This is a genomic window from Actinomycetospora lemnae (assembly GCF_028737315.1).
Taxonomy (GTDB): Bacteria; Actinomycetota; Actinomycetes; order Mycobacteriales; family Pseudonocardiaceae; genus Actinomycetospora; species Actinomycetospora lemnae.
This window is the reverse complement of sequence record NZ_JAQZAO010000008.1, coordinates 167,681-189,345: the sequence shown is the minus strand read 5'-3', so window position 1 is coordinate 189,345 and position 21,665 is coordinate 167,681. Positions and strand designations below refer to the sequence as shown.

Annotated in this window: 21 protein-coding genes; 12 read left to right on the top strand and 9 right to left on the bottom strand. The window is 76.4% G+C overall.

The window, feature by feature from the left end; genetic code table 11:
• Positions 1 to 70 precede the first annotated feature (70 nt).
• A complete protein-coding gene (locus tag PGB27_RS19230; RefSeq protein ID WP_274202000.1) occupies positions 71 to 448 on the top strand; it encodes a hypothetical protein in 378 nt (125 codons plus the stop codon).
• 4 nt (positions 449 to 452) lie between these two features.
• Here the strand turns inward: PGB27_RS19230 and PGB27_RS19225 are convergent, their stop codons facing one another.
• Genes PGB27_RS19225 through PGB27_RS19200 form a run of 6 tightly spaced genes read right to left on the bottom strand, consistent with a single transcriptional unit; the run spans position 453 to position 7,033 of the window.
• The gene (locus PGB27_RS19225) at positions 453 to 1,091 is read right to left on the bottom strand and encodes an NAD(P)-dependent oxidoreductase (protein ID WP_274201999.1); all 639 of its coding nucleotides are present in this window, start codon (positions 1,089 to 1,091) and stop codon (positions 453 to 455) included.
• Between the two features lie 52 nt (positions 1,092 to 1,143).
• On the bottom strand, positions 1,144 to 1,929 hold the full coding sequence (locus PGB27_RS19220; protein WP_274201998.1) for an enoyl-CoA hydratase/isomerase family protein: 786 nt from the start codon (positions 1,927 to 1,929) through the stop codon (positions 1,144 to 1,146).
• Positions 1,930 to 1,945: 16 nt separating this feature from the next.
• The gene (locus PGB27_RS19215) at positions 1,946 to 3,016 is read right to left on the bottom strand and encodes an acyl-CoA dehydrogenase family protein (RefSeq protein WP_274201997.1); all 1,071 of its coding nucleotides are present in this window, start codon (positions 3,014 to 3,016) and stop codon (positions 1,946 to 1,948) included.
• On the bottom strand, positions 3,013 to 4,158 hold the full coding sequence (locus PGB27_RS19210; RefSeq protein ID WP_274201996.1) for an acyl-CoA dehydrogenase family protein: 1,146 nt from the start codon (positions 4,156 to 4,158) through the stop codon (positions 3,013 to 3,015). Before PGB27_RS19210 ends, PGB27_RS19215 begins: the two co-directional genes overlap by 4 nt.
• Positions 4,155 to 4,904: an enoyl-CoA hydratase-related protein gene (locus PGB27_RS19205; protein ID WP_274201995.1), complete on the bottom strand. Its 750-nt coding sequence runs from the start codon at positions 4,902 to 4,904 to the stop codon at positions 4,155 to 4,157. Before PGB27_RS19205 ends, PGB27_RS19210 begins: the two co-directional genes overlap by 4 nt.
• Complete coding sequence (locus PGB27_RS19200; protein ID WP_274201994.1) at positions 4,904 to 7,033, bottom strand: acetate--CoA ligase family protein; 2,130 nt, start codon at positions 7,031 to 7,033, stop codon at positions 4,904 to 4,906. The genes PGB27_RS19205 and PGB27_RS19200 overlap by 1 nt, the downstream gene beginning before the upstream one ends.
• Before the next feature lie 139 nt (positions 7,034 to 7,172).
• On the opposite strand from PGB27_RS19200, the gene PGB27_RS19195 reads away from it, so the two are divergent.
• The 7 genes from PGB27_RS19195 to PGB27_RS19155 all read left to right on the top strand — a co-directional run bounded on the left by PGB27_RS19195 (position 7,173) and on the right by PGB27_RS19155 (position 14,404).
• Positions 7,173 to 7,847 carry a GntR family transcriptional regulator gene (locus PGB27_RS19195; protein ID WP_274201993.1) on the top strand — a complete coding sequence of 225 codons (675 nt, stop codon included), beginning with the start codon at positions 7,173 to 7,175 and terminating at the stop codon, positions 7,845 to 7,847.
• A gap of 104 nt (positions 7,848 to 7,951) precedes the next feature.
• Positions 7,952 to 9,271 (top strand): MFS transporter, encoded by a 1,320-nt coding sequence (locus PGB27_RS19190; protein ID WP_274201992.1) that lies wholly within the window; start codon positions 7,952 to 7,954, stop codon positions 9,269 to 9,271.
• A gap of 10 nt (positions 9,272 to 9,281) precedes the next feature.
• A complete protein-coding gene (locus PGB27_RS19180; protein WP_456298479.1) occupies positions 9,282 to 10,991 on the top strand; it encodes a UGSC family (seleno)protein in 1,710 nt (569 codons plus the stop codon).
• The gene (locus PGB27_RS19175) at positions 10,988 to 11,812 is read left to right on the top strand and encodes an NAD(P)/FAD-dependent oxidoreductase (RefSeq protein ID WP_274201989.1); all 825 of its coding nucleotides are present in this window, start codon (positions 10,988 to 10,990) and stop codon (positions 11,810 to 11,812) included. The genes PGB27_RS19180 and PGB27_RS19175 overlap by 4 nt, the downstream gene beginning before the upstream one ends.
• Positions 11,812 to 12,378: a UGSC family (seleno)protein gene (locus tag PGB27_RS29550; RefSeq protein WP_456298478.1), complete on the top strand. Its 567-nt coding sequence runs from the start codon at positions 11,812 to 11,814 to the stop codon at positions 12,376 to 12,378. Before PGB27_RS19175 ends, PGB27_RS29550 begins: the two co-directional genes overlap by 1 nt.
• On the top strand, positions 12,375 to 13,400 hold the full coding sequence (locus tag PGB27_RS19160; protein ID WP_274201986.1) for a hypothetical protein: 1,026 nt from the start codon (positions 12,375 to 12,377) through the stop codon (positions 13,398 to 13,400). The genes PGB27_RS29550 and PGB27_RS19160 overlap by 4 nt, the downstream gene beginning before the upstream one ends.
• Positions 13,397 to 14,404, top strand: coding sequence for a hypothetical protein (locus PGB27_RS19155; RefSeq protein ID WP_274201985.1), 1,008 nt, complete (start codon positions 13,397 to 13,399; stop codon positions 14,402 to 14,404). The genes PGB27_RS19160 and PGB27_RS19155 overlap by 4 nt, the downstream gene beginning before the upstream one ends.
• 32 nt (positions 14,405 to 14,436) lie before the next feature.
• On the opposite strand, the gene PGB27_RS19150 is transcribed toward PGB27_RS19155, so the two are convergent.
• Positions 14,437 to 15,978 (bottom strand): alkaline phosphatase D family protein, encoded by a 1,542-nt coding sequence (locus PGB27_RS19150; protein WP_274201984.1) that lies wholly within the window; start codon positions 15,976 to 15,978, stop codon positions 14,437 to 14,439.
• A gap of 180 nt (positions 15,979 to 16,158) precedes the next feature.
• Here PGB27_RS19150 and PGB27_RS19145 point away from each other — a divergent pair, with 180 nt between their 5' ends.
• From PGB27_RS19145 to PGB27_RS19135, 3 genes are read left to right on the top strand one after another with little or no spacing between them, the layout of a single operon-like run.
• Positions 16,159 to 16,902, top strand: a complete 744-nt coding sequence (locus PGB27_RS19145; protein WP_274202159.1) for a response regulator transcription factor — start codon at positions 16,159 to 16,161, stop codon at positions 16,900 to 16,902.
• 11 nt (positions 16,903 to 16,913) lie between these two features.
• Entirely contained in the window at positions 16,914 to 18,482 is a 1,569-nt protein-coding gene (locus PGB27_RS19140) for a sensor histidine kinase (protein ID WP_332843833.1), read from the top strand.
• A complete protein-coding gene (locus tag PGB27_RS19135) occupies positions 18,479 to 19,243 on the top strand; it encodes a DUF1707 SHOCT-like domain-containing protein (protein WP_274201982.1) in 765 nt (254 codons plus the stop codon). Before PGB27_RS19140 ends, PGB27_RS19135 begins: the two co-directional genes overlap by 4 nt.
• A gap of 3 nt (positions 19,244 to 19,246) precedes the next feature.
• Here PGB27_RS19135 and PGB27_RS19130 read toward each other — a convergent pair whose 3' ends face one another.
• Entirely contained in the window at positions 19,247 to 19,537 is a 291-nt protein-coding gene (locus PGB27_RS19130) for a hypothetical protein (RefSeq protein ID WP_274201981.1), read from the bottom strand.
• A 243-nt stretch (positions 19,538 to 19,780) separates the two neighbouring features.
• Between PGB27_RS19130 and PGB27_RS19125 the strand changes: the two genes are divergently transcribed.
• A complete protein-coding gene (locus PGB27_RS19125) occupies positions 19,781 to 21,217 on the top strand; it encodes a hypothetical protein (protein ID WP_274201980.1) in 1,437 nt (478 codons plus the stop codon).
• Positions 21,218 to 21,288: 71 nt separating this feature from the next.
• On the opposite strand, the gene PGB27_RS19120 is transcribed toward PGB27_RS19125, so the two are convergent.
• Positions 21,289 to 21,624 (bottom strand): DUF1918 domain-containing protein, encoded by a 336-nt coding sequence (locus PGB27_RS19120; protein WP_274201979.1) that lies wholly within the window; start codon positions 21,622 to 21,624, stop codon positions 21,289 to 21,291.
• Between the last annotated feature and the right edge of the window lie 41 nt (positions 21,625 to 21,665).

Here is a 21,665-nt window from a genome sequence, read left to right as displayed (position 1 = left end):
CGCCGCGCGCTCTGAGCCCCCACACCGGTGCCGGACCCATCGCGCACCGGATCGACGAGGGCGGTCACCGATGGGGGCCTCGACGGCGAGCTTCGTGACGACGGTGGTCGTCGGCATCGTCATCACGCTGGTGGTGGGCGTGCTCCTGCGCCGGATCGGACGCGACTTCCTCGCGGAGGTGTACGGCGACCGGTCGCTCTCGACCTCGCTGAACTACCTGCTCGTCACCCTCTACTACCTGTTCGCCCTCGGTCTGCTGACCCTGGTGGCGGGCGCGGACCTCGGCCTCGCCGGCGTCCAGCTGGTCGTCGTCCGGGTCGGGATCTTCCTGCTGGTCCTCGGCGGGGTGTACGGGGTGGCGGTGCTGGCGCTCGAGAGGGCGCGCCGGGGACGGCGGGAGGAGGACCTCGAGGACGACTTCCGCCGGGGCGCCGAGGGCCGCCGGTGAGTGACTAGTTGCTGATGGCCGGCGCCGCGCCGACGAAGCGGTCGTCGGTGAGCTGGTCGACGAGGAACGCGGCGACGTCGGTGCGCGCCATCGGCGTCCCGACCCCGTCACGACCGAGGAAGCCGGCCCGCAGGGTGCCGTTGGACGGGATGTCGATGGGCGCGGTCATCCGCGCCAGGGTCCAGTCGAGCCCCGAGGTGGTGACGGCCTCGCTGATGCCCTGGACCTCCTCGAGCGCCCCCGGGATCAGCAGCCCGATCCCGACCGGGACGAGCCGCTCGACGAGGCTCGGGCGGTCGCGGGGGTCGGGGACGCTGACGGTGCTCAGCGCGACGAGGCGGCGGACGCCGGCGTCGTGCATCGCCGCGACGATCGTGCGCATCGCCCGGGTGAGCGGGCCGCTGCGCAGGAACGGGTCGACGGCCGGGCCGAGCGCACTGATCACCGCGTCCGCGCCGTCGACGGCCTTGCGGATGGCGGGCTCGTCGTCGAGCTCCGCGACGATCACCTCGAGGTGATCGCTCTCGACGGTCAGCTTCTCGGGCGACCGGACGAGCGCGGTGACGTGGTGACCCTCGTCCAGGAGGCGGCGAACGACGAAGCGCCCGATCTTGCCGGTGCCGCCGAACACGGTGACGTCCACCCGGTCGGATACCCGCTCCTCCGGGCGGCGCGCGTCGCGTGGATCACACGGCTCAGCGGGCGCGCCAGACCGGGTCGCGCTTCTCGACGAACGCCGCGACGCCCTCGACGCGGTCCTCGCTGGTGTACGGGTCGGGGCCGACGTCGAGGCGCAGCGCGGCGGACAGCGGCAGCGAGCCGCCCTTGCCGAGCGCGGCCTTGTAGCGCCGCACGGTCAGCGGGGCGTTGGCGGCGATCCGAGCCGCCAGCGATGCCGCATCGCCTGCGAGGTCGGCGGCGGGCACCACGCGGTTGACCAGGCCCCAGCGTGCGGCGTCGGCCGCGGCGAGGTCGTCGCCGGTGTAGAGCAGCTCGTAGGCGATGCCCGGCGGCAGCATCCGGCCGACGAGGTGGGCGCCGAAGTTCGCGCCCATGCCCCGCTTCGCCTCCGGGAGCCCCACGCGCGCGTGGTCGGCGGCGAGCCGGATGTCGCAGGCGAGCGCGAGCTCGAAGCCGCCGCCGAGGGCCCAGCCGTTGATCGCGGCGATCGTCGGCTTGGTGCACTCGAGCACGGTCTCGAAGACGTTGCGGGAGGCCCCGCCCATGGGGCGCAAGCCGCGGTCGCTGTCCGCGTCGTTCTCGCGGATCTCGCGCAGGTCGACGCCCGCGCAGAACGCCTTCTCGCCCGCGCCGGTGAGCACGACGACCCACACGTCGGGGTCGTCGACGAAGCCGTCGAACGCGGTGACGAGGTCGCGCTGGAGCCCGGTCGACAGCGCGTTGAGGCGCTCGGGGCGGTCGAGGGTCACCCTCGCCACCCGGTCGGCGACCTCGACGACCAGTCCGTTCTCCGTCCTCACCGGCTCCTCCATCGCGTCAGCTCCGCTCCGCCGCGTGTCGCAGCCCTCGCGAGAGCGTCGGCCACAGCGCCTCCGGGCCGCCCGCCGCGAGAGTGTGGCCCAGGCGCGTCGCCCACGCCCGCTCGCCACCCCACTCGTCGCGCCACGACCACAGCCGGCGGGTGAGGACGCCGAGCGCGAACTCCCGGGTCACGCCCATCGCGCCGGTCGCCTGGTGCGCGGCGGCGGCGACGAGCCCCGCCGCCTCGGACGCGACGGCCGCCGCCGCGGCCACCTCCAGGGCCGCGGGCTCGCCGTCGCCGGCCGACGCCGCCGCCGACCGGGCGGCGATCGCGGCCATCTCGGCCTGCTCGGCGATGCGCACGAGGTGGTCGGCGACGGCGGGGAACCGCGACACCGGGCGTCCGAACTGCACGCGCTCGCCGGTGTAGGCGACGGTCAGCTCGCCGACCCGCCGAGCGGCGCCCGCGATCATCGCCGCGCGCGCGAGCGCTCCGCGGCGCGCGAGGGCGTCGCGGGCGTCGGCGGGCGCCGGGGCCGTCGTCTCGGGGACCACGCCGTCGAGGTCGACGGCGTCGCGGGGCTCGCCGGCGAGGTTCCTGCCGGGCGCGATCCGGGCCGAGGCCGGGTCGACGACGGCGACGACGGGCGCGCCGTCGGCGTCGTCGGCGACCAGCACGATCCGCGCCGCCTGCCGGGCCCACGCCACGCGGGCGAGGCGTCCGGCGAGCGTGCCGTCGCGGAGGGAGACCTCGCCCGTGCCGGTAGTCAGCGGCCCGTCGGGCAGCGCGAGCCCCGCCGAGGCGAGCAGGCGCCCGGCGAGCAGCCCGGTCTCGGCCACCGGCACGGGCGCGGACGCCGCCCCGGCGGCCTCGAGCACCGCGCACGCCTCGGCCACCGACCCGCCCGCGCCGCCGGCGCTCTCGGGGACGCCGACCGTCGTGAACCCGCCCGCGTGCAGCGGCTCCCACACCCCGGCGGCCCACCCGTCGCGCTCGGCGGCCTCGAGGACGGCGGGGTCCACGCGGTCGGCGAGCAGGTCGGCGACGGCGTCGCGGACCTCGGTCACGTCCAGGATCGCCGTCACCGCGCGCTCCTGGTCAGGGCCTTGGCCGCGATGCCGCGCAGGACCTCGGTGGTGCCGCCGCGCAGCGTCCACGTCGGGGCGTTGAGCACGCACTCGGCGAGCAGCCGGTCGAACATCGTCGGGCCTCCCGGGTCGATCTCGCCGCCGGCGACGTCGCGCAGGGTCTCGACGACCTGCTGCTCGAACGTCGTCCCGACGTCCTTGACCAGCGACGCCTCCACGGCGGGCGCCTCGCCCTGCTCCAGCGAGCGCGCGACGGCGAGCGAGAGCTGGCGGATCGCCCAGAGCTGCGCGCCGATGCGGCCGATCGCGGCGGCGCGGACGTCGTCGGGCTCCCTGCCGTGGACCGCGAGGAACGCGCGGTAGAGCCCGAGCACCGAGAGGTAGCGGTCGGGACCGGAGCGCTCGTGGGCGAGCTCGGCGGTCACCTGCCGCCAGCCCTGCCCGACCTCGCCGAGGACGCGCTCGTCGGGCACGAACACGCCGTCGAGCACCACCTCGTTGACGTGCTCCTCGCCGTCGATCAGCGGGATCGGCGAGACCTGCACGCCGTCGGCGCCGAGGTCGACGATCAGCTGGGACAGCCCGGCGTGGCGGTCGCCGTCGCCCTGCGGGCTCGTGCGGCACAGGACGACGGCGAAGTGGTTGAGGTGGGCATTGGTGGTCCAGACCTTGGTGCCGGTGACGCGCCAGCCGCCCTCGACGCGGCTGGCGGCGGTGCGGACGGACGCGAGGTCGGAGCCGGCGTCGGGCTCGCTCATGCCGAGGGAGAACCAGCACTCGCCGGCCGCGATGCGGGGGAGGAACCAGCGCCGCTGCTCCTCGGTGCCGAACCGCAGCAGGGCGGGGGCGGTCTGGCGCTCGGCGATCCAGTGCGCGGCGATCGGGGCGCCCGCGGCGAGGAGCTCCTCGACGACGACGAACCGCCGCACCGTGCTGGCGCCGGCGCCGCCGTACCCGGTCGGGATCGACATGCCGATCCAGCCGCGCCGCGCGAGCGCGCGGGTGAACTCCGGGTCGTGGCGCCCGCCGAGGCCCAGGCCGGGGCGGAAGTCGGCGGGCAGGACGTCGGCGAGCCAGGCGCGCACCTCGGCGCGCAGCTCCTCCTCGGCGGGGGAGAGCGGGGTCGGGTCGAAGATCATCGGCTGTCCTCCCGGGACGCCCGCCGGCGCTGGCTCCACATCTGCGTGGCGCGCTCGAACTCCACGGCCGCGTCCCACGGCAGGCCGGGCGGGCCGGTCTCGGTGCGGAACGAGCGGGCGGCCTCGCGGGCGAGGTCGGGGTCGCGGGCGGGGACGGCGGCCAGCGCGAGCGCGGTGTCCTCGACGTCGGCGTCGTCGACCGCTCGCCAGGCCAGGCCGAGCTCCGCCGCCCGGGTGCCGTCGATCTCCTCGCCGAACAGGCCCATCGCCGCGGTCGCCTCCCGTCCGGCGGTGCGCGAGGCGATCGTGAAGAAGCCGCCGCCGGGGTGCAGGCCGATGCGCAGGAAGCCCGCGAGCAGGCGCGCGTCGCGGGCGACGACGCGCAGGTCGGTGGCGAGCACGAGGTTGAGCCCGGCGCCCACCGCCGCGCCACGGACGGCGGCGATCGTCGGGACGGCCAGGGTGCCGACGCGCCGGAACGCGCCGTAGACCGCGCCGGTGTCACGGAAGGCGGTGTCCTCGGCCTGGTCGGCGCCGGGGTTCCAGGTGCGGCGGTCGGCGCCCGAGCAGAACGTGCCGTTCGCGCCGCGGACGACGGCGGCGCCCACCGAGCGGTCGGCGTCGACGGCGTCGCACGCCTCGGCGAGCTCGCGCCCCATCGCTGGCGTCAGGGCGTTGCGGACCTCGGGCGCGTCGACGGTCAGCAGCGCCACGCCGTCGGTGATCTCCAGCCCGATGCCGCCCACTACGTCTCCGTCCTGAGCACGTCCACGGCGATCGCTCCCTCGGCGTGTCGCGGATCCGAGCGGGTGGCGATCCTGTCGTCCGGTGCCAGCGTGGACGCCACGCTGGCACTCCTCGGTGGCGGGAGGACCAGCGGGTTGACCTCGAGCTCGCCGAGGCCGGGGAGGGCCGCGGCGCGGGAGATCCGGACGATCGCGTCGACGGCCGCGTCGAGGTCCACGCCCGGGACGCCGCGGTGCCCGGCGAGCAGCGGCCAGCAGCGCAGCGAGCCCAGCATCGACCGGGCCGTCTCCGGCGTCACCGGGGCGAGGGCGTGGACGACGTCGCGGTGGACCTCGGTCGCCGTGCCCCCGTGGCCGACGGTCAGCACCGGCGGCCAGCCGTCGCGCCCGCCGTCGACCGACACCAGCAGCTCCACCCCGCCCGGGACCCGCTCCTGCACGAGCACGCCGGTGGCGCCGGGCAGGGCCGCGAGCTCGGCGTGGACGGCCGCGGCGGTGTCGGTCGGCACGTCGAGGCGCACCGCGCCCGCCTCGGTCTTGTGCTCGAGCCCCTCGACCTTGAGCACCGCCCGGCCCCCGAGCTCGGCGACGGCCGCGGTGGTGTGCGCGGGGTCGGTGCTGATCGCGGCCCAGGGCCGGCGCACGCCGAGGGCGTCGAGGAGCTCCCAGCCGTCGCCGGGCACGGGGTCGAGGGGCTCCCGTGGCGCCGGCGCGGCTCCGGGCCCGGCGGCGACGGCGTCGAGCACCCGCACCGCGAGCGCGATCGACGAGAACACCGGCACCCCGGCCTCGCGCAGCACCGCCCGGGCGGGGGCGGTGCCGTCCTCGCCCGCCATCCACACGACGGCGACGGGCGGGGCGTCGGGACCCTGCTCGGCGACGGTGGCGGCGAGGTCGCGGGCCAGGGCGTCGGCGGTCTCGCCGACCAGCATCGTCAGCAGCACGAGCACCGCGTCGACGCCCGGGTCGGCGCGCACGATCCCGCACACCTCGCCGAACGAGCCGCCGTCGTTGAACAGCTGCGCGGTGACGTCGACCGGGTTCGCCACCGCACCGAAGTCGGGGACGAGGCGCGCGAGCTTCTCCCGGGTGCGCTCGTCGAGCTCGGGGACCGCGAGCCCGGCCTCGCTGGCCCGGTCGGCGGCGAGGATGCCGGCGCCGCCGGAGCTGGTGACGAGCCCGAGCGCGCGTCCGGCGGGACCCCGGCGCCCCCGCAGCATCGTCGCCGCGGCCAGCAGCTCCTCGACGTCGTCGACCAGCACGACGCCGTACCGCCGTGAGACGAGGGTGAACGCGGTGTCGTCGCCGAGCATCGCGCCGGTGTGCGAGACGGCGGCCCGGCGTCCGGGCGCCGAGCGTCCCGACCGCAGCACCACCAGTGCGGTGCCGGCGGCCGCGGCCTCGGCGGCGAGGGCGGCGTAGTCGTCCGGGTCCGGGAGCGACTCGGCGTAGACGGTGAGCACGGAGATGTCGGGGTCGGCGACGAGGTGGCGGCCGACCTCGGTGAGCGTCACGTCGGCCTCGTTGCCGGTGCTCACCCAGGCCGACAGGTCCAGCCCCCGCTCGGCGGCGACGTCGAGCACCGCGCCCCCGATCGCCCCGCTCTGCCCGACGTAGGCGATGCCGCTGGACCCGGTCAGCGGGCGCTCGCCGGCCCCGGTGAACGTCGCGAACAGGCGGCTGCGGGCGTCGTAGAGCCCCTGGCAGTTGGGCCCGAGCACGCGCGTGCCGGCCGCCCACGCCGCCGCGACCAGCTCCTCCTGGCGCGCGCGGCCCGCCTCGCCGACCTCGGCGAAACCGGAGGCGAACACGACCACCGCGGCCGCGCCGGCCGCCCCGGCCTCGGTCACGGTCGACGCGGCGCGCTCGGCGGGCACGAGGGCGAGGACGAGGTCGACGCCGCCCGGCACGTCGGCGAGCGAGGGCGCGCAGGGCACGCCGCCCAGCTCGTCGTACTTGGGGTTGACCGGGTGCACCCGGCCCGCGAAGCCCCGCTCGGTGAGCCAGCGCAGCGGCCGCGCCATGGGGTTGTCCGCGCGCCCGGTCGCGCCCACGAGGGCGACCGAGCGCGGCGCGAGCACCCGGTGCCAGTCGGTGGCAGCGGCGCCCACACGGCCCGCACGGCTCACGGGGCTCTCGGACCTCACGCGCCGAACCTAGGTCGACCGGCCGGGGCGGCACAACCGATCGAACACCACTTCGTATCCAATCGCGGCACACCGGGGCCGGACGCGGCGCTCGTTACGCTGCGTCCCGGGAGGTGGGGGCGTGGTCACAACCGAGACGGAGCCCGCGCGGCGGGCGACGAGCGTGCAGCGCGCGGTCGAGGAGATCCGCCGGATGCTGCGCTCGCGCGAGCTCGTGCCCGGCCAGCAGGTCCGCCAGGAGACGCTCGCCGCGCGCCTCGGCGTGAGCCGCATCCCGGTGCGCGAGGCGCTCAAGACGCTCGAGGCCGAGGGTGTCCTGCGCCACGAGCCGCACGTCGGCTACGCCGTGGCGCGGCTCAACGCCGACGAGCTCGCGCAGGTCTACCTCATGCGCCGGGCCCTGGAGACCGAGGTGCTGCGTGCGCTGCCCAAGCTGTCCGCGGACCAGCTCCGGGAGCTCACCGGCCTCAACGAGGCGATCGGCGAGCAGGTCGAGCGGGTCGACGTCGCCGGCATCGTCGCGGCCAACCAGGCCTTCCACTTCGCGATGTTCCGGCTGTCGGGCCTCGACCTCGTCGTCGACGAGATCGCCCGGCTCTGGCGGCGCAGCGAGCCCTACCGGACCGTGCACCTCTACGACTCCGCCGGCCGATCCCGGGTCGTCCGCGAGCACCGCAAGATGATCACCGCGCTGCGTCGCGGGGACCTCGAGGCGGTGGTCGCGCTCATGGACGCGCACCGCGACCACACCGTCGCCGACCTCCACGCCGCGCTGGGGCTACCGCCCCGGTCGTAGCCGAGATCGTATCCAATCCGCTCTGGACTTCCGCGGTGTGATCCACCTAACCTCCGCCGCGGAGACCGGCGCGCACCGACGCGCGGTCGGGAGCGGAGGAGCCGATGACCGCCGAGCAGGACCGTCCGCCGGCACGGGGCGGCACCACCACGACCACCGGGGCGACGGCCTCCGTCGCCGAGTCGCCGGAGTACACCCCCGGCGAGCGCCGCCGCATCCTCGGCGCGGCCTGCCTCGGCTGGGGCATGGAGTACTTCGACTTCATGCTCCCGACGCTGCTCGCCGGCGCGATCATGGCGCACTACGGCGTCTCCGCCGGCGTGTTCGGGGTGGCCATCGCGGGCCAGCTCGTCGGTTCGGCGATCGGGGGAGTGCTCTTCGGCTGGCTCGGCGACCGCTACGGCCGCCGCCGGACCCTGATCTGGTCGATCCTGATCTACTCGGTCGCCACGGGCCTCGTGTTCTTCGCCCCGAACTTCGCGGTGTTCGTCGTGCTCCGGGTGCTCACCGGCGTCGGCACCGGCGGCGAGTGGGCGGTCGGGTTCGCGTGGCTCAACGAGGCGTGGGCACCGAAGCGCCGGGGCCTCGGCGGCGGCCTGGTGCAGGCCTCGCTGTGGCCGGCGTACGCGCTGGCGGTGCTCGTCGCCCAGCTCGTCGTCGACTGGCGCGTGGCCTTCCTCATCGGCGTCCTGCCGGCGCTCGCGTGCGTCTGGATCCGCTTCGCCTGCCGCGAGTCGCGGCAGTGGGAGGAGCTGCAGCGCCGCAAGGCGGAGGGCCTGCTCACCGACGCGACCGCGGCGAAGGCGGCCCGCTCGACGTGGCGCCAGCTCGTGGCGCGCGACTCGCTGCCGATCGTGCTGGTGGGGCTGGTCGTCGCGTTCGGCGCGCAGTGGGTGCCCTACACCGCGACGGCCTGGATGCCCTCGATGCTCAAGTCCGACCTCGGCTTCGACGCGGGCACCGCCAGCACCGTGCTCTACGTCGCCGCCGCGATCTCGTTCGTCGGGTTCATCCTCGCGGGTTGGCTCTCGGACCGCTGGGGCCGACGCCCGGTGTTCGTCGCGTTCGCCGCGCTGCAGACCGTCACGTTCGCCGTGATGCTCGTGCTCGCCCTGGGCGGCGAGGGGCTGGGCAACTTCGTGTGGCTCTACCTCGCGTCCAGCCTGTTCCTCGGCTACTTCGGCATCTTCGGCGTGTGGTTCGGCGAGCTGTTCCCGACCCGCATCCGCTCGCTCGGGTCGGCGGCGGCCTACAACGTCGGCCGCGGGCTGTCCGGCATCGGGACGATCATCGGCGGCGTCGTCGCGACGAGCGCCGGCTACGGCATCGCGGTCGGCATCGCCGTCGTCGGCGCCGCGATCGTCACCGTCGCCGCCCTGTTCCTGCGCGACCGCGCCGGTCGCGTCATCACCGCGGACGAGTAGGGGGAGCACCGTGAGCGAGCCTCGCTACGAGGTCCTGGGTCCGCTCGGTCCGCGGGAGGTCGGCGACGTCGCCGAGCACGAGCGTCCCGAGACGCTGCGCGGCCGGCGGGTCGCCTACCTCTGGGACGAGCTCTTCCGCGGCCCGGAGATGTTCGACGTGATCTCGCAGGTGGCGCGCGAGCGGCACGGCGAGGTCGAGTTCGTCGGGTGGGAGGAGTTCGGCAACTTCCACGCCTCGGCCGCCGAGGAGCGCCGGGTGCTCGACGCGCTGCCCGAGCTGCTGCGCGCCCACCGCGTCGACCTCGTCGTCGCCGCCGTCGGTGCTTGAGGCTCCTGCATGCCTGCCGTGATGCGGGCAGCGGCCACCGCCGAGCGCGCCGGGGTGCCGGCGGTCGCGATCGGCGGCGCGGGGTTCGAGGGGATGGGCCGGGCGGTCGGCAGGTCGCTCGGCGTCGGGCACGTCCCGATCGTCAGCTACCCGGGCGTGATCCTCACCGACACCGGCGAGGTGTTCCGGACGAAGATGCGCGAGCAGGTCGCGCCGGCGGTGGTGGACGCGCTGGTGGCGGGCTCGGCCACGGCCGTCCAGGAGGAGCCGGACGCGACCGACCACGGCCCCACCGAGGTCGTCGCGCGCGGCGACCTCGACGCGATCACCGACGCCTTCGAGGCGCGCGGCTGGACCGACGGCCTGCCGATCGTCCCGCCGACCCCGGAGCGCGTCGCCGCGTTCCTCGACCACACGCGCCGGGACCCCGACGAGGTGCTCGGCGTCCTCGCCCCCGAGCTGCGGCGGGCGACGGTGCGCAGCGTCGCGGTCAACGGCGTCATGGCCGGCTGCCGCCCGCAGGACCTGCCGGTGCTGCTCGCGATCGTCGCGTGCGTCGCGGACCCGGTGTTCCGGGTGCAGGACGCGGGCTCGACGCCGGGGTGGGAGCCCCTCGTGGTGCTCTCGGGGCCGGTCGTCGAGCGCCTCGGGTTCCACAGCGGCACGGGCGCGCTACGGGTCGGGCGGCGCGCGAACACCGCGGTCGGGCGGTTCCTGCGGCTCTACCTGCGCAACGTCGCGGGCCTGCGCATCCCGCCCGGGCAGACCGACCAGGGCGCGATCGCCTCGACCTGGCACGTCGCGCTGGCCGAGGACGACGCCGCGGTGCGCGACCTCGGCTGGCCGCCGTTCCGCGTCGACCGGGGCTTCGCCGAGGGCGACAGCGTCGTGACGGTGCAGAGCGTCGTCGCCGTCAGCGCCCCGATCTACTCGGGCGGCGAGAGCGCGGCCGATCACCTCGACGCGCTGACCACGATCTTCGGCAACGCGATCGGGCCCTGGGCGTACACCGGGATCGAGTTCGGCGCCTTCCACCCGCTGCTCGTGCTCGGGCCGGCGGTGGCGCGGGCGCTCGCGGGCTTCGGCGTCGACAAGGACGCGCTGCGCCGCCACCTCGCCGAGCACATGCGGGTGCCGGTGCGCCAGCTCCAGGCGTGTGCGTGGAACGTCGGCTCGACGAGCTTCGACCTCGACGCGGTCGTCGCCGCCGGGGAGCTCGACGAGCGCTACGCCGGCGACGACCCCGACCGGCTCGTGCCGATGGTGCCGCGCGCGGCCGACATCGGGATCGTGCTGGCGGGCAACGCGAGCCGGAACCAGTCCCGCGGCTTCGTGCAGAACCACGTGCAGGGCGTGCCGGTGAGCCGGCGGATCGAGGAGGGGTCGCCGTGACCGATGTCGACGTCGTCGTGGTGGGGGCCGGCATCGCCGGTCTGACGGCGGCCCGGGCCTGCGCCGAGCGGGGGCTCGCCGTCGTCGCCCACGACGCGCTCGCGCCGGGCGGGCAGCTCATCAACCTCGGCACGCTCGCCGACTGGCCGGGCCCGCCCACCAGCGGCCCCGACCTCATGGGCGCGCTGCTCACCGACGTGGTGGAGCGCGGGGTCGAGATCGCCTACGGCGAGGTCACGGGCCTGCGCACCGACCCGCTCACCGTGGACGGCGCCGAGGGCCCGGTGACGGCGCGGGCGGTCGTCGTCGCCACCGGTCGGACGCCCGGTCGTCTCGACGTCCCCGGCGCCGACGGGTGGGAGGGTCGCGGCCTGTCGCACTGCGCCACCTGCGACGGGCCGCTGCACGCCGGGCGCGAGGTGGTGGTCGTCGGCGACGACGAGTGGACCGCGCACGAGGCGCTCGAGCTCGCCGGGATCGCGAAGCGGGTGACGCTGGTGAGCACCGCGCCGGCGTGGTCGGCGGCGCTGACCCGCCGCCTGGCCGACGCCGTGGAGGTGCGGTCGGCCGCGATCACCGCGCTCGAGGGTGACGGGACGCTCGGCGGCGTGCGCCTCGACGACGGCGAGGTCCTCGAGGCGTCGGGGGTCTTCGTCTACACCCACGCCGACCCGCGCCGGGAGCTGCTCGACGGGCTGCCCGCCGAGGCCCCGGTGTGGGCCGCGGGCGACGTCACCGGCGCCGAGCGCTACCTGCTCACCGCCGCCGCGGACGGCCTGCGCGCCGGGCGCGCCGTCGTCGCCCACCTCGAGGAGGCCTGATGCGCATCGTCGACCCGACGTCCGGGACCGCGCCGGAGGACACCGCCGCGGTCACGACTGCCGCGGACGCCCCGGCCGGGACCCGGCGCGGTGACGGCAGCTCCGCTGCGTCGCGTGCCGTGTGCGGGCTCTCCAACTCCAAGCCCGGCGCCCACGACATCCTCGACGCCATCGGGCGCCGCCTCGCCGACGACCACGGGCTCGGGCCCAACGGGCTGGAGGCCAAGCCGAGCGCGGCGGTCGGCGCCGACCCGGAGCTGCTCGACCACCTCGCCGCGCAGTACCGGCTCGCCGTCGTCGCCATCGGCGATTGAGGCTCGTGCTCGTCGTGGAGTCTCCACGACTCGCTGGAGCTCGAGCGCCGCGGCGTGCGCTCGATCCTCGTCGTCACGTCGTCGTTCCTGCCGCTGGTGCAGGCGCAGGCCACGGCCCGGCGCGCCGAGCCGCGGCTCGTCGTCGTCGACCACCCCGTCGGCGGTCTCTCGCCCGACGAGCTCGCGGGGCGGACGGACACGGCCTACGCGGGGGTCGTCGCGGAGCTGCGGTCGATGGGGGAGCTGTCATGAGCGACGTCCTGGACCTGCCCGACGTCGACGACGCCTGGGACTGGATGGCCGCCTGCGAGGAGCGCGGCTGGGGCGACGGGCTCCCGATGGTGCCGCCGACCGAGGAGCGGGTGGCGGCGATGCTGGCCGGCGCTCCGCGCGTCGACCTCGGACCCCTGCCGCCGCGCGGGGTGACGCCGACGCTGCGCTCGGTCGCGGCGAACGCGGTGATGGCCGGGTGCCGGCCCGCGGACCTGCCGGTGCTGCTCGCGGCGCTCGCCGCCGTGCAGGACGAGGCGTACAACCTGCACGGCACGCTCGCCACGACGCACCCGTGCGCGCCGATGGTGTTGGTCTCGGGCCCGGTGCGCGACGCGCTGGGGATCAACGCGGGCGGCAACTGCCTCGGGCAGGGCACCCGCGCGAACGCGGTGATCGGGCGGGCGCTCTCGCTCGTGCTGCTCCACGTCGGCGGCGCGCGGCCCGGGGTGCTGGACCGCAGTACGCAGGGGTCGCCGGCGAAGTACACGTACTGCTGCGGGGAGTCCGACGACTCGCCGTGGCCGTCGCTCGCGGTCCGCCGGGGGTTCGGCGCGGACGAGGGCGTCGTGTCCGTCATGGCCGCCGAGCCGCCGCACAACGTCAACGACCACGGCAGCACCACCGGCGCCGAGATCCTGCTGACCGTCGCCGGGACCATGGCCCAGCCCGGCTCGAACAACGTCTACGTGCGCGGCCCGCACCTGCTGCTGCTCGGCCCGGAGCACGCCGCCACGCTGCACCGCGACGGCTGGACGCCCGAGACCATCCGCGCGCACCTGTGGGAGCACGCCCGCATCCCGGTCGAGCACGTCTCGCCGGGCAACCGGCGGCAGTTCGTCGAGTGGGGCGTCGAGCCCGACGGCCCGCCGCACGACAGGGCGTACACGGTCAGCGACGACCCCGCGAACCTGCACATCGCCGTCGCGGGCGGGGCCGGCAAGCACTCGGCGTGGATCCCGTCGTTCGGCGGCACCGCGCTGGTGTCGCGCCGGGTGCCGTGAGGACGGTCCCCGAGGGCACCGACGTCGTCGACGCGACGGCGACGCTGCTCGCCGCGGGGATCGGCGACGGGCTGCCCGTGGTGCCGCCGACGCCGTCGCGGGTGGACGCCGTGCTGGGCGGCACCGCCGACCCGGACGCGGTCCTCGGCGCGGTGCCGCCGCTGTTCGGCGAGCTGACCCCACGGCTGGCGGCCACCTGCTGCGTGCTCGCGGGCGCCCCGCCGGCGGCCCTGCCCGTCGTGCTCGCCGCGGCGTCGGCGTGCCTGGCGCCGGAGGTCAACATGCTCGGGGTGGCGACGACGACCGGCACGGCCGCGATCGCGTTGATCGTCACCGGCCCGGTCGCGCACCGGCTGGGCCTCACCCACGGCACCGGCATGCTCGGGCCCGGCACGCACAGCAACGGCGCGGTCGGTCGCGCGCTCGCCCTCACGCTGGCCACCGCGGGCGGCGCGGCCCCCGGCGTCACCGCGATGGCCACCACCGCCCAGCCCGCCCGCTACACCTGCTGCCTCGCCGAGGACCCCGACGGCCCCTGGGGCACGCTGGCCCGTCGTGTCAGCGAAGTGCCGTCACGGACACTCAACGTCCGTAACGGCACTTCGCTGCCACACCCCGCTGCCCCGAACGCCGTGACGGTGCTGCCGATCGGCGGGACGGCGGAGGTGCTGCCGCGCGACGACCGGCCCGACCCGGACGCGGTGCTCGACCCTCTCGCCGACGCCCTCGCCGGCGCGGTCCTCGCCGCCGGCGATCCCGCCCGCGGGCGCGGGATGACCCAGGCCGTCGTGCTCCCGCCCGAGGTCGCGGCCCGCCTCGCCCCGTTCGGGGACCCCAGGACCGCCCTGCGCGAGCGCGCCGACGCCGCCCTGCGCGCCCGCACCGGCGCCGACCACGCGAGCGCCGCCGAGGTCCTCGCGATCGTCGCCGGCGGACCGGGGATCAAGATGCTCCACCTGCCTGGCTGGACGGGCGGCAGCCGCGCGGTCACCGTCCCCACGTGAGCGGACTTTCGAGCTATAGCTCGAGAGTTCGCTCACGTACGGGGCGGGGCGTCGGGGAGCACCACCGTCGCGGCCGTGCGCACGGGCGCGCCGCGCACCGTCACGCGGTCGACGACCTGGAAGTCTGCCCGCCACTCCCGCGGGGTCACCGTGCTGCGGAGGTAGCCGCGACGTCGGTCGAGCACGCGCAGGTGCGGGTTGGCGGCGAGCAGCGCGGCGTCGCCGGGGCCCCGCGCGGCACCGTCGCCGCCGGAGGTGATCGAGGTCGTGACCAGCTCGGTCGCCACGCGCGGCGACGCCGGGTCGGCGGGGTCGGCGAGCACGTCGGCGGCGTGGTGGGCGTGCACGTCGCCGGTGAGGATCACGGGGTTCGGCGTGCGGGCGGCGAGGAGGTGGCCGCGCAGGGCGTCGCGCTCGGCGGCGTAGCCGTCCCAGGACTCCTCGTCGAGGGCGACCGCCGGGCCGCCCGCGAGGTCTCGGGGGGCGAAGAACACCTGCTGGGCCAGCACGTTCCAGCGCGCCGTCGGGCCGGCGAGTCCGCCCCAGAGCCAGGCGCGCTGCGCGGCGCCGAGCATCGTGCGCGTCGGGTCGTGCGCGTGGGCGGGGTCCTGGTCGCTGCGGTGCTGGCGGGTGTCGAGCAGGTGCACGTCGACGAGGTCGCCGAACGTCAGCCGGCGGTGCGCGACCATCGCCGGCCCGGACGGGCGCTGGGCGCGGCGCAGCGGCATGTGCTCCCAGAACGCGCGGAACGCGTCCGCGCGCCGGCGCCGGAACATCGCCGGGTCGGCGTCGGGCTCCCCGTCGCGCTGGGAGACGTCGCCGGCCCAGTTGTTCTCGACGTCGTGGTCGTCGAGCGTGACCGCCCACGGGAACGCGGCGTGCGCGGCCTGCAGGTCGGGGTCGGTCCGGTACTGGCCGTGGCGCAGGCGGTAGCCGGCGAGCGTCGACACCTCCCCCGCGGGCAGGTGGTCGCGGTCGAAGAAGCTGGTCGCAGGGCTCTCGTAGACGTAGTCGCCGAGGAAGACGACGAGGTCGAGGTCGTCGCGCACCATCGCCGCGTACGCGGTGTAGAAGCCGTCCTGGCGGCACTGGCAGCTCGCGGCGGCGAGCGCGAACCGCTCGACGCGGGCTCCGGGAGCCGGCGCGGTCCGGGTCCGCCCCACCGGGCTGATCGCCGACCCGGCCCGGAAGCGGTAGAAGAGGTCGGCGCGCGGACGCAGGCCGCCGACCTCGACGTGCACGGCGTGCGCGTCCTCGGGCCGCGCCACGACGCCGCCCCGCGCGACGACCCGCGCGAACGCCGCGTCCTCGGCCACCTCCCAGTCCACGAGCACGGGCCGGTCGCCCATCCCGCCGCGGCCGTCCGCCGCGACGGGGTCGGGCGCGAGGCGGGTCCAGAGCACGACGCCGTCGGGCGCCGGGTCGCCGGACGCGACGCCGAGCGTGAACGGGTCCGAGCGCGGCGGGGCCGCGTCCGCGGCCGACACCCACGGCGCCCCGAGCGCCACGGCCGCGCCGGTGAGCGCCACGGCGCCCCCGAGCAACGTGCGGCGGGACACCGGGGCTCCGCTCACGGGTCTCCTCTGGCCGTCCGGACCGGGGGAGCGCCGACGGGCGACGCCTGCTCCACCATCGGATGACCCGTCACGACCGGTTCGGAACCTTCCGTGATCGGATCGTTCCTTGGTGTCACCGCGCCGCGCACAGCCGGCACACAGGGAGCACCCAGCGCGGACCGACGACGGGGTGCCACGCTGAGGAGCGTGAACGCCGCCACCCGCGCCGACCTGCGCCGACCCGACGGCACCCCGGTGCGCGCGCTGGTCGTCGACGACGAGCCGACGCTCGCCGAGCTGCTGTCGATGGCGCTGCGCTACGAGGGCTGGGACGTGCGCAGTGCGGCGGACGGGCTGGGCGCGGTGCGGCAGGGCCGCGAGTTCCGCCCGGACGTCGTGGTGCTCGACGTCATGCTCCCCGACATCGACGGGTTCGAGGTGCTGCGCCGCCTGCGCGCCGAGAGCCCGGACGTGCCGGTCCTCTTCCTCACCGCGCGGGACGCCGTCGAGGACCGGGTCGCGGGCATCACCGCGGGCGGCGACGACTACGTCACCAAGCCGTTCAGCCTCGAGGAGGTCGTCGCCCGGCTACGGGGGCTGTTGCGGCGCGCGGCGGTGACGACGGCGGCGCGCGAGGACGCGACCCTGACCGTCGGGGACCTCGCCCTCGACGAGGACAGCCACGAGGTGACGCGCGGCGGCGAGCAGGTCGAGCTGACGGCCACCGAGTACGAGCTGCTGCGCTTCCTCATGCGCAACCCGCGCCGGGTGCTGTCGAAGGCCCAGATCCTCGACCGCGTCTGGAACTACGACTTCGGCGGGCAGTCGAACATCGTCGAGCTCTACATCTCCTACCTGCGCAAGAAGATCGACGCCGGCCGCACGCCCATGATCCACACCGTCCGCGGGGCGGGTTACGTGCTCAAGCCGGCCGCCGGATGACCCGTTCCTGGGTGCCCTCGCTGCAGAGCCGTCTCGTCGTGTCGACGGTCCTGCTGCTCACGGTCGTCTCCCTGGTGGTCGGGGTGGGCGCGGCGCTGTCGCTGCGGGGCTACCTCTACCGCCAGCTCGACGACCAGGTCACCGAGATCGCCCGCTTCCGCAGCGACCCGCCGCCGGGCGACCCCGACCGTCGCCCGCCCCCGCCCGACGCGGGCGGCGGGTTCGTCGGCGGCGGGCCGGACCGCCCGGCGAACACGCTGGAGGTGACGGTCGACGACGGGCGGATCGTGCGCGCGGTGCTGCTCGGACGGCCCGGCACGAGCCGGCCGGTCGACCCCGCGCAGGTGGCGCCGGCGATCGCGACGACGCCCGGCCGGCCGCCGCACACGCTCGACATCGAGGGGCTCGGCAGCTTCCGCTTCGCCGCCGCGACCGGCGAGGACGGCACGGTCACCGTGGTGGGCCTGTCGACCGGCGCGCTGGAGAACACGGTCGCCGAGCTCGTCGTGCGCGAGGCCGTGATCTTCGGGATCGGGGTGGGACTCGCCGGGGTCGCGGCCGCGTTCACCACGCGGCGGACGCTGCGCCCGCTGCACCGGGTCTCGGCGACCGCGCGGCGCGTCTCGGAGCTGCCGCTGGCCTCGGGCGAGGTCGAGCTCGCGGAGCGGGTGCCCGCCGCCGACGCCGACCCGCGCTCCGAGGTCGGGCAGGTCGGGGCCGCGCTGAACCGGATGCTCGGCCACGTCGGTGCGGCGCTCGCCGCCCGCCAGGACAGCGAGACGCGTTTGCGGCGCTTCGTCGCCGACGCCAGCCACGAGCTGCGCACCCCGCTCGCGGCGATCCGCGGCTACAACGAGCTCGCCGCCCGGCGCGCCGAGGACCTGCCGCCCGAGGTCGCCGGGCTGCTCGACCGCATGGGCTCCCAGACCCAGCGCATGACCGCGCTCGTCGAGGACCTCCTCCTGCTCGCCCGCCTCGACGCCGGCCGGCCGCTGGCCCGCGAGCCCGTCGACCTCGCCCGCCTCGTCGCCGACGCCGTCGCCGACGCCCACGTCGCCGCCCCGGGCCACCGGTGGTCGCTGGACCTGCCGGCGGGGGACGAGGACGACGGCACCCTGCTCGGGGTCGTCGGCGACCCCGAGCGCCTGCACCAGGTCGTCGCGAACCTCCTCGCCAACGCCCGCACCCACACGCCCGCCGGCACCCTCGTCACCGTGACGCTGCGCGCCGCGACCGCCGAGGGCCGGGCGGTGGTGCGCCTCGAGGTCGTCGACGACGGCCCCGGCATCCCGCTCGACCTGCTGCCCCACGTCGCCGAGCGCTTCGCCCGCGGCGACACCGGCCGAGCCCGCACCACGGGCAGCACCGGGCTCGGGCTGTCGATCGTGGCGGCGGTCGTCGCCGAGCACGGCGGGCGGCTGGACATCGCGAGCCGGCCGGGGGAGACCCGGTTCGCCGTCGAGCTGCCGGCCGCGGACACCACCGCCGACACCACCGCGGACACGACGACCGGGACCAGCGGGGAGACCACCGTCGCGGCCCCGGCGAACCCGGGCGTCGGCCTATCCTCCCGACCATGAGCCAGCCGCCGCCGCACGAGCAGGGGGACGACGACCAGGGGGCCGGGGCGGAGCGGCTCCCCGCGAAGCCCGAGCCGCCGGCCATCCGGGCCTCGGACGCCGAGCGCGAGGAGGTCGCCGAGGTCGTGCGACAGGCCGTGTCGGACGGGCGGCTCACGATCGTCGAGGGCGACGAGCGCCTGCGTGACGTCTACGCCGCGGTCTTCCGCCGTGACCTCGTGCCGATCACCGCGGACCTGCAGCCGGTCGAGGCCCGCTCCACCACGGCCGCGACGCCGTCCCGCCGCCCGCTCGGGCACGTCGACCGGCCGTCGTCGACGCTGTCGGTGGCCGTGCTGTCCGGGGTGCAGAAGCGCGGGGAGTGGACGCCCGGCCACACCCACCGCGTCGTCGCGTTCTGGGGCGGCGCCGAGCTGTCCTTCCGGGACGCGCGCCTCGACGAGGCGGGCCTGACCATCGGCGCGATCGCGATCATGGGCGGCGTCTCGATCGACCTGCGCGGCATCCCCGCCGGCGTCGAGGTCACCATCCAGGCCGTGGCGATCATGGGCGGCATCGACGTCACCGTCGACCCGGACACCACGGTCGTCGAGGACGGCTTCGGGTTCATGGGCGCGTTCGAGGACGGCTCGGGCGGCCCGCAGCGCACCGACGGCGCCCGCGTGCGCGTCACCGGGCTGGCGCTGATGGGCGGGGTGTCGGTCGCCCGCAAGCCGCTCGCGATCGAGGGCGACGGCGGGCCGTCGGCGATCGAGGGCTGAGGATCAGCGTCGCTCGTCGAGCCGGGCGAGGACCCGGTCGAGCTTCTCCTCGAGACGGTCCATCCGTGCCCCGAGCTCGGTGAGCGTGCGGAACGTCGTCGCGTCGGTGTTGAGCAGCGCGTCGAGACCCGACATCCGCACCGGCGACCCCGGCACACGCGACGCGTGGCGCTCGGGCTCGAGCACCGCCGCGTGCAGCTCGTTGACGCGGTAGTCCAGCCACGACAGCAGGTCGCCGACGGTCATGTTGACGCCGTACTTGTTGCGGACCCACTCGCGCATGTCGTCGCCCATGGGCGTCACCGTAGGCGATCACCGACGGACGACGACCGAGTCGGCGTCGGCGTTCAAGAGCGCTGCGCGACGCCGTCGGCGTCGGTGTTCACGAGGCGGGCGCGCGGGTCCGGCCGGGTGATCCACATCGGGAGCGGTGGGGTTCTCCCCCGCCGAGGTAGGGCGTGCGTGATCGCCGCGGCCTGGGCGCCACCGGAGGCTCGTGGGACGGCCGACGCCCCCCCGTCCCCCGAGGAGCCCGCCATGGTCACGACCCCGCAGCCCACCGGCTCCGCGCCCGTCGGCGAGGCGGACGGTGCGACGGTGGCGATGACCGAGGGCCCGCCGCCGAGACGCCCACCCCAGAGACGTCCGGGCGGTCGCGGGCGCCGGGTGGCGACGATGGTCGTGGCCTCGGTCGCCGCGGTGACCACCGGGCTCGGCCTCGGGGCGCTCGTGGCCCTGGCGACCAGCCCCGACGGCACCATCGCCGGCGCGTTCACCCCCGCGCCGTCGTCCAGCGGCGCGCCCGCGGAACCCGGCGAGGGCTCGTCCGAGGCGCTGGGTGACGAGCCCGGCGTCGCCGGGACCTCGGGCGACGGGGGCGGTGCGGGCGGTGCGGGCGGTGCGGGCGGCGCCGACGGTCCCGGCGCGCCCGGTGCGACCCCGACCGGTGGCGGGAGCGGTGGCGGGAGCGGTGGCGGGAGCGGTGGCGGGAGCGGTGGCTGGGGTGGTGGCCCGTCGGGCGGCGGGCACCACGGCGGCACGCCCGTCCACGCCCTCACCGGCCGCTACAACCACGACGGCACGATCCTGCTCTCCGACGGGCGGGTCGTCGGGCCCGACGGCACCGTCCGCGTGCCTGCGGTGCCGCTCCCGCACGGCGCGCGGCGCGCGCCCGACGGGTCGATCGTCCTGGCCGACGGCACGGTCCTCAACGCGGACGGGAGCCCGCGCACGGCGATCGTCGTCCCGCCGGGCACGATCACCACGCCGGAGGGCGGTACGATCGAGGTGCCCGGCTTCACCATCAACGCCGACGGCACGCTGACCCCGGCGAACGCCGACGCGCGCGTCGTGTGGAACTACGACGGCACGGCCACGGTCGTCACCGGCGGGCACGTCGACGTGTGGCGGAAGGACGGGACCTTCGCATCCCGGTACGACGCGAAGCCGGGCGAGACGGTGAACCACGACGGGTCGGTGACCCGCGCCGACGGCACCGTCGCCAACCCCGACGGCTCCACCACCCGCGAGCCGGTGCGCCTGCCCGACGGCACGACCGTCGACCCGCGCCACCCGGCCACGGACGACCCCCAGCCCGGCGACCCCGCCCACCCGGCGCCGGACACGCAGCCGGAGAGCGCCACCGCGGCCGGCGCCGACGCGTCGACGCCCACCGAGGGGACCGGCACGACCGTTGGCACGGGAACCGGCACCGGCACCGTGACGGACACCGGCACCGGCACCGGCACCGGCACCGGCACCACCGCCGGCAGCGGGACCGGCACCGACACGGACACCGGCACCGGCACCGGCACCGGCACCGGGACCGACCCCGACACGACGTCGGGCACCGGCACCTCGAGCGGATCGGGCTCGACCTCGGGCTCGGGCTCGACCTCGGGCTCGGGCTCGACCTCGGGCAGCTCGAGCAGCTCCGGGACCTCCTCGGGCGGGCAGGACCAGAGCGGTCGCTGACCGCGGCGCGACACGACCGGCGACCAGCCGCGAGGGGCGGTCGCCGGTCGTGGCGCTGGTGTCGGAGCGGGTCAGCGCTCGAAGCGCTGGGCGACGTCGTCGGCGAGGTCGGAGACGACGCGCGCGGCGGTGCCCGCCGCGCCCTCGGCCTGCTCCTTCGCCGCGCCGGCGACCTCGGCGGCCTTCGCGCCCGCCTGCTCGGCGGCGAGGCCGACCTTGTCCGTGACCGAGCCCGACTCGAACGTCGCGTCCGGGCCGGGCGTCACGATCGTCTCCTCGCCGGTGTCGAACCGGATGCGGTAGGGCGGGCCGTCCTCGCCGAGCACGGCCACGACGGTGCCCACCCGGTCGGGGACGTCGGTGTGGTTGGAGTGCATGCGGATGCGGTCGCCCACGGACGCGCTCACGGGGTCCTCCTCCTTCGACGGGATCGGCGCACAGGTACCCG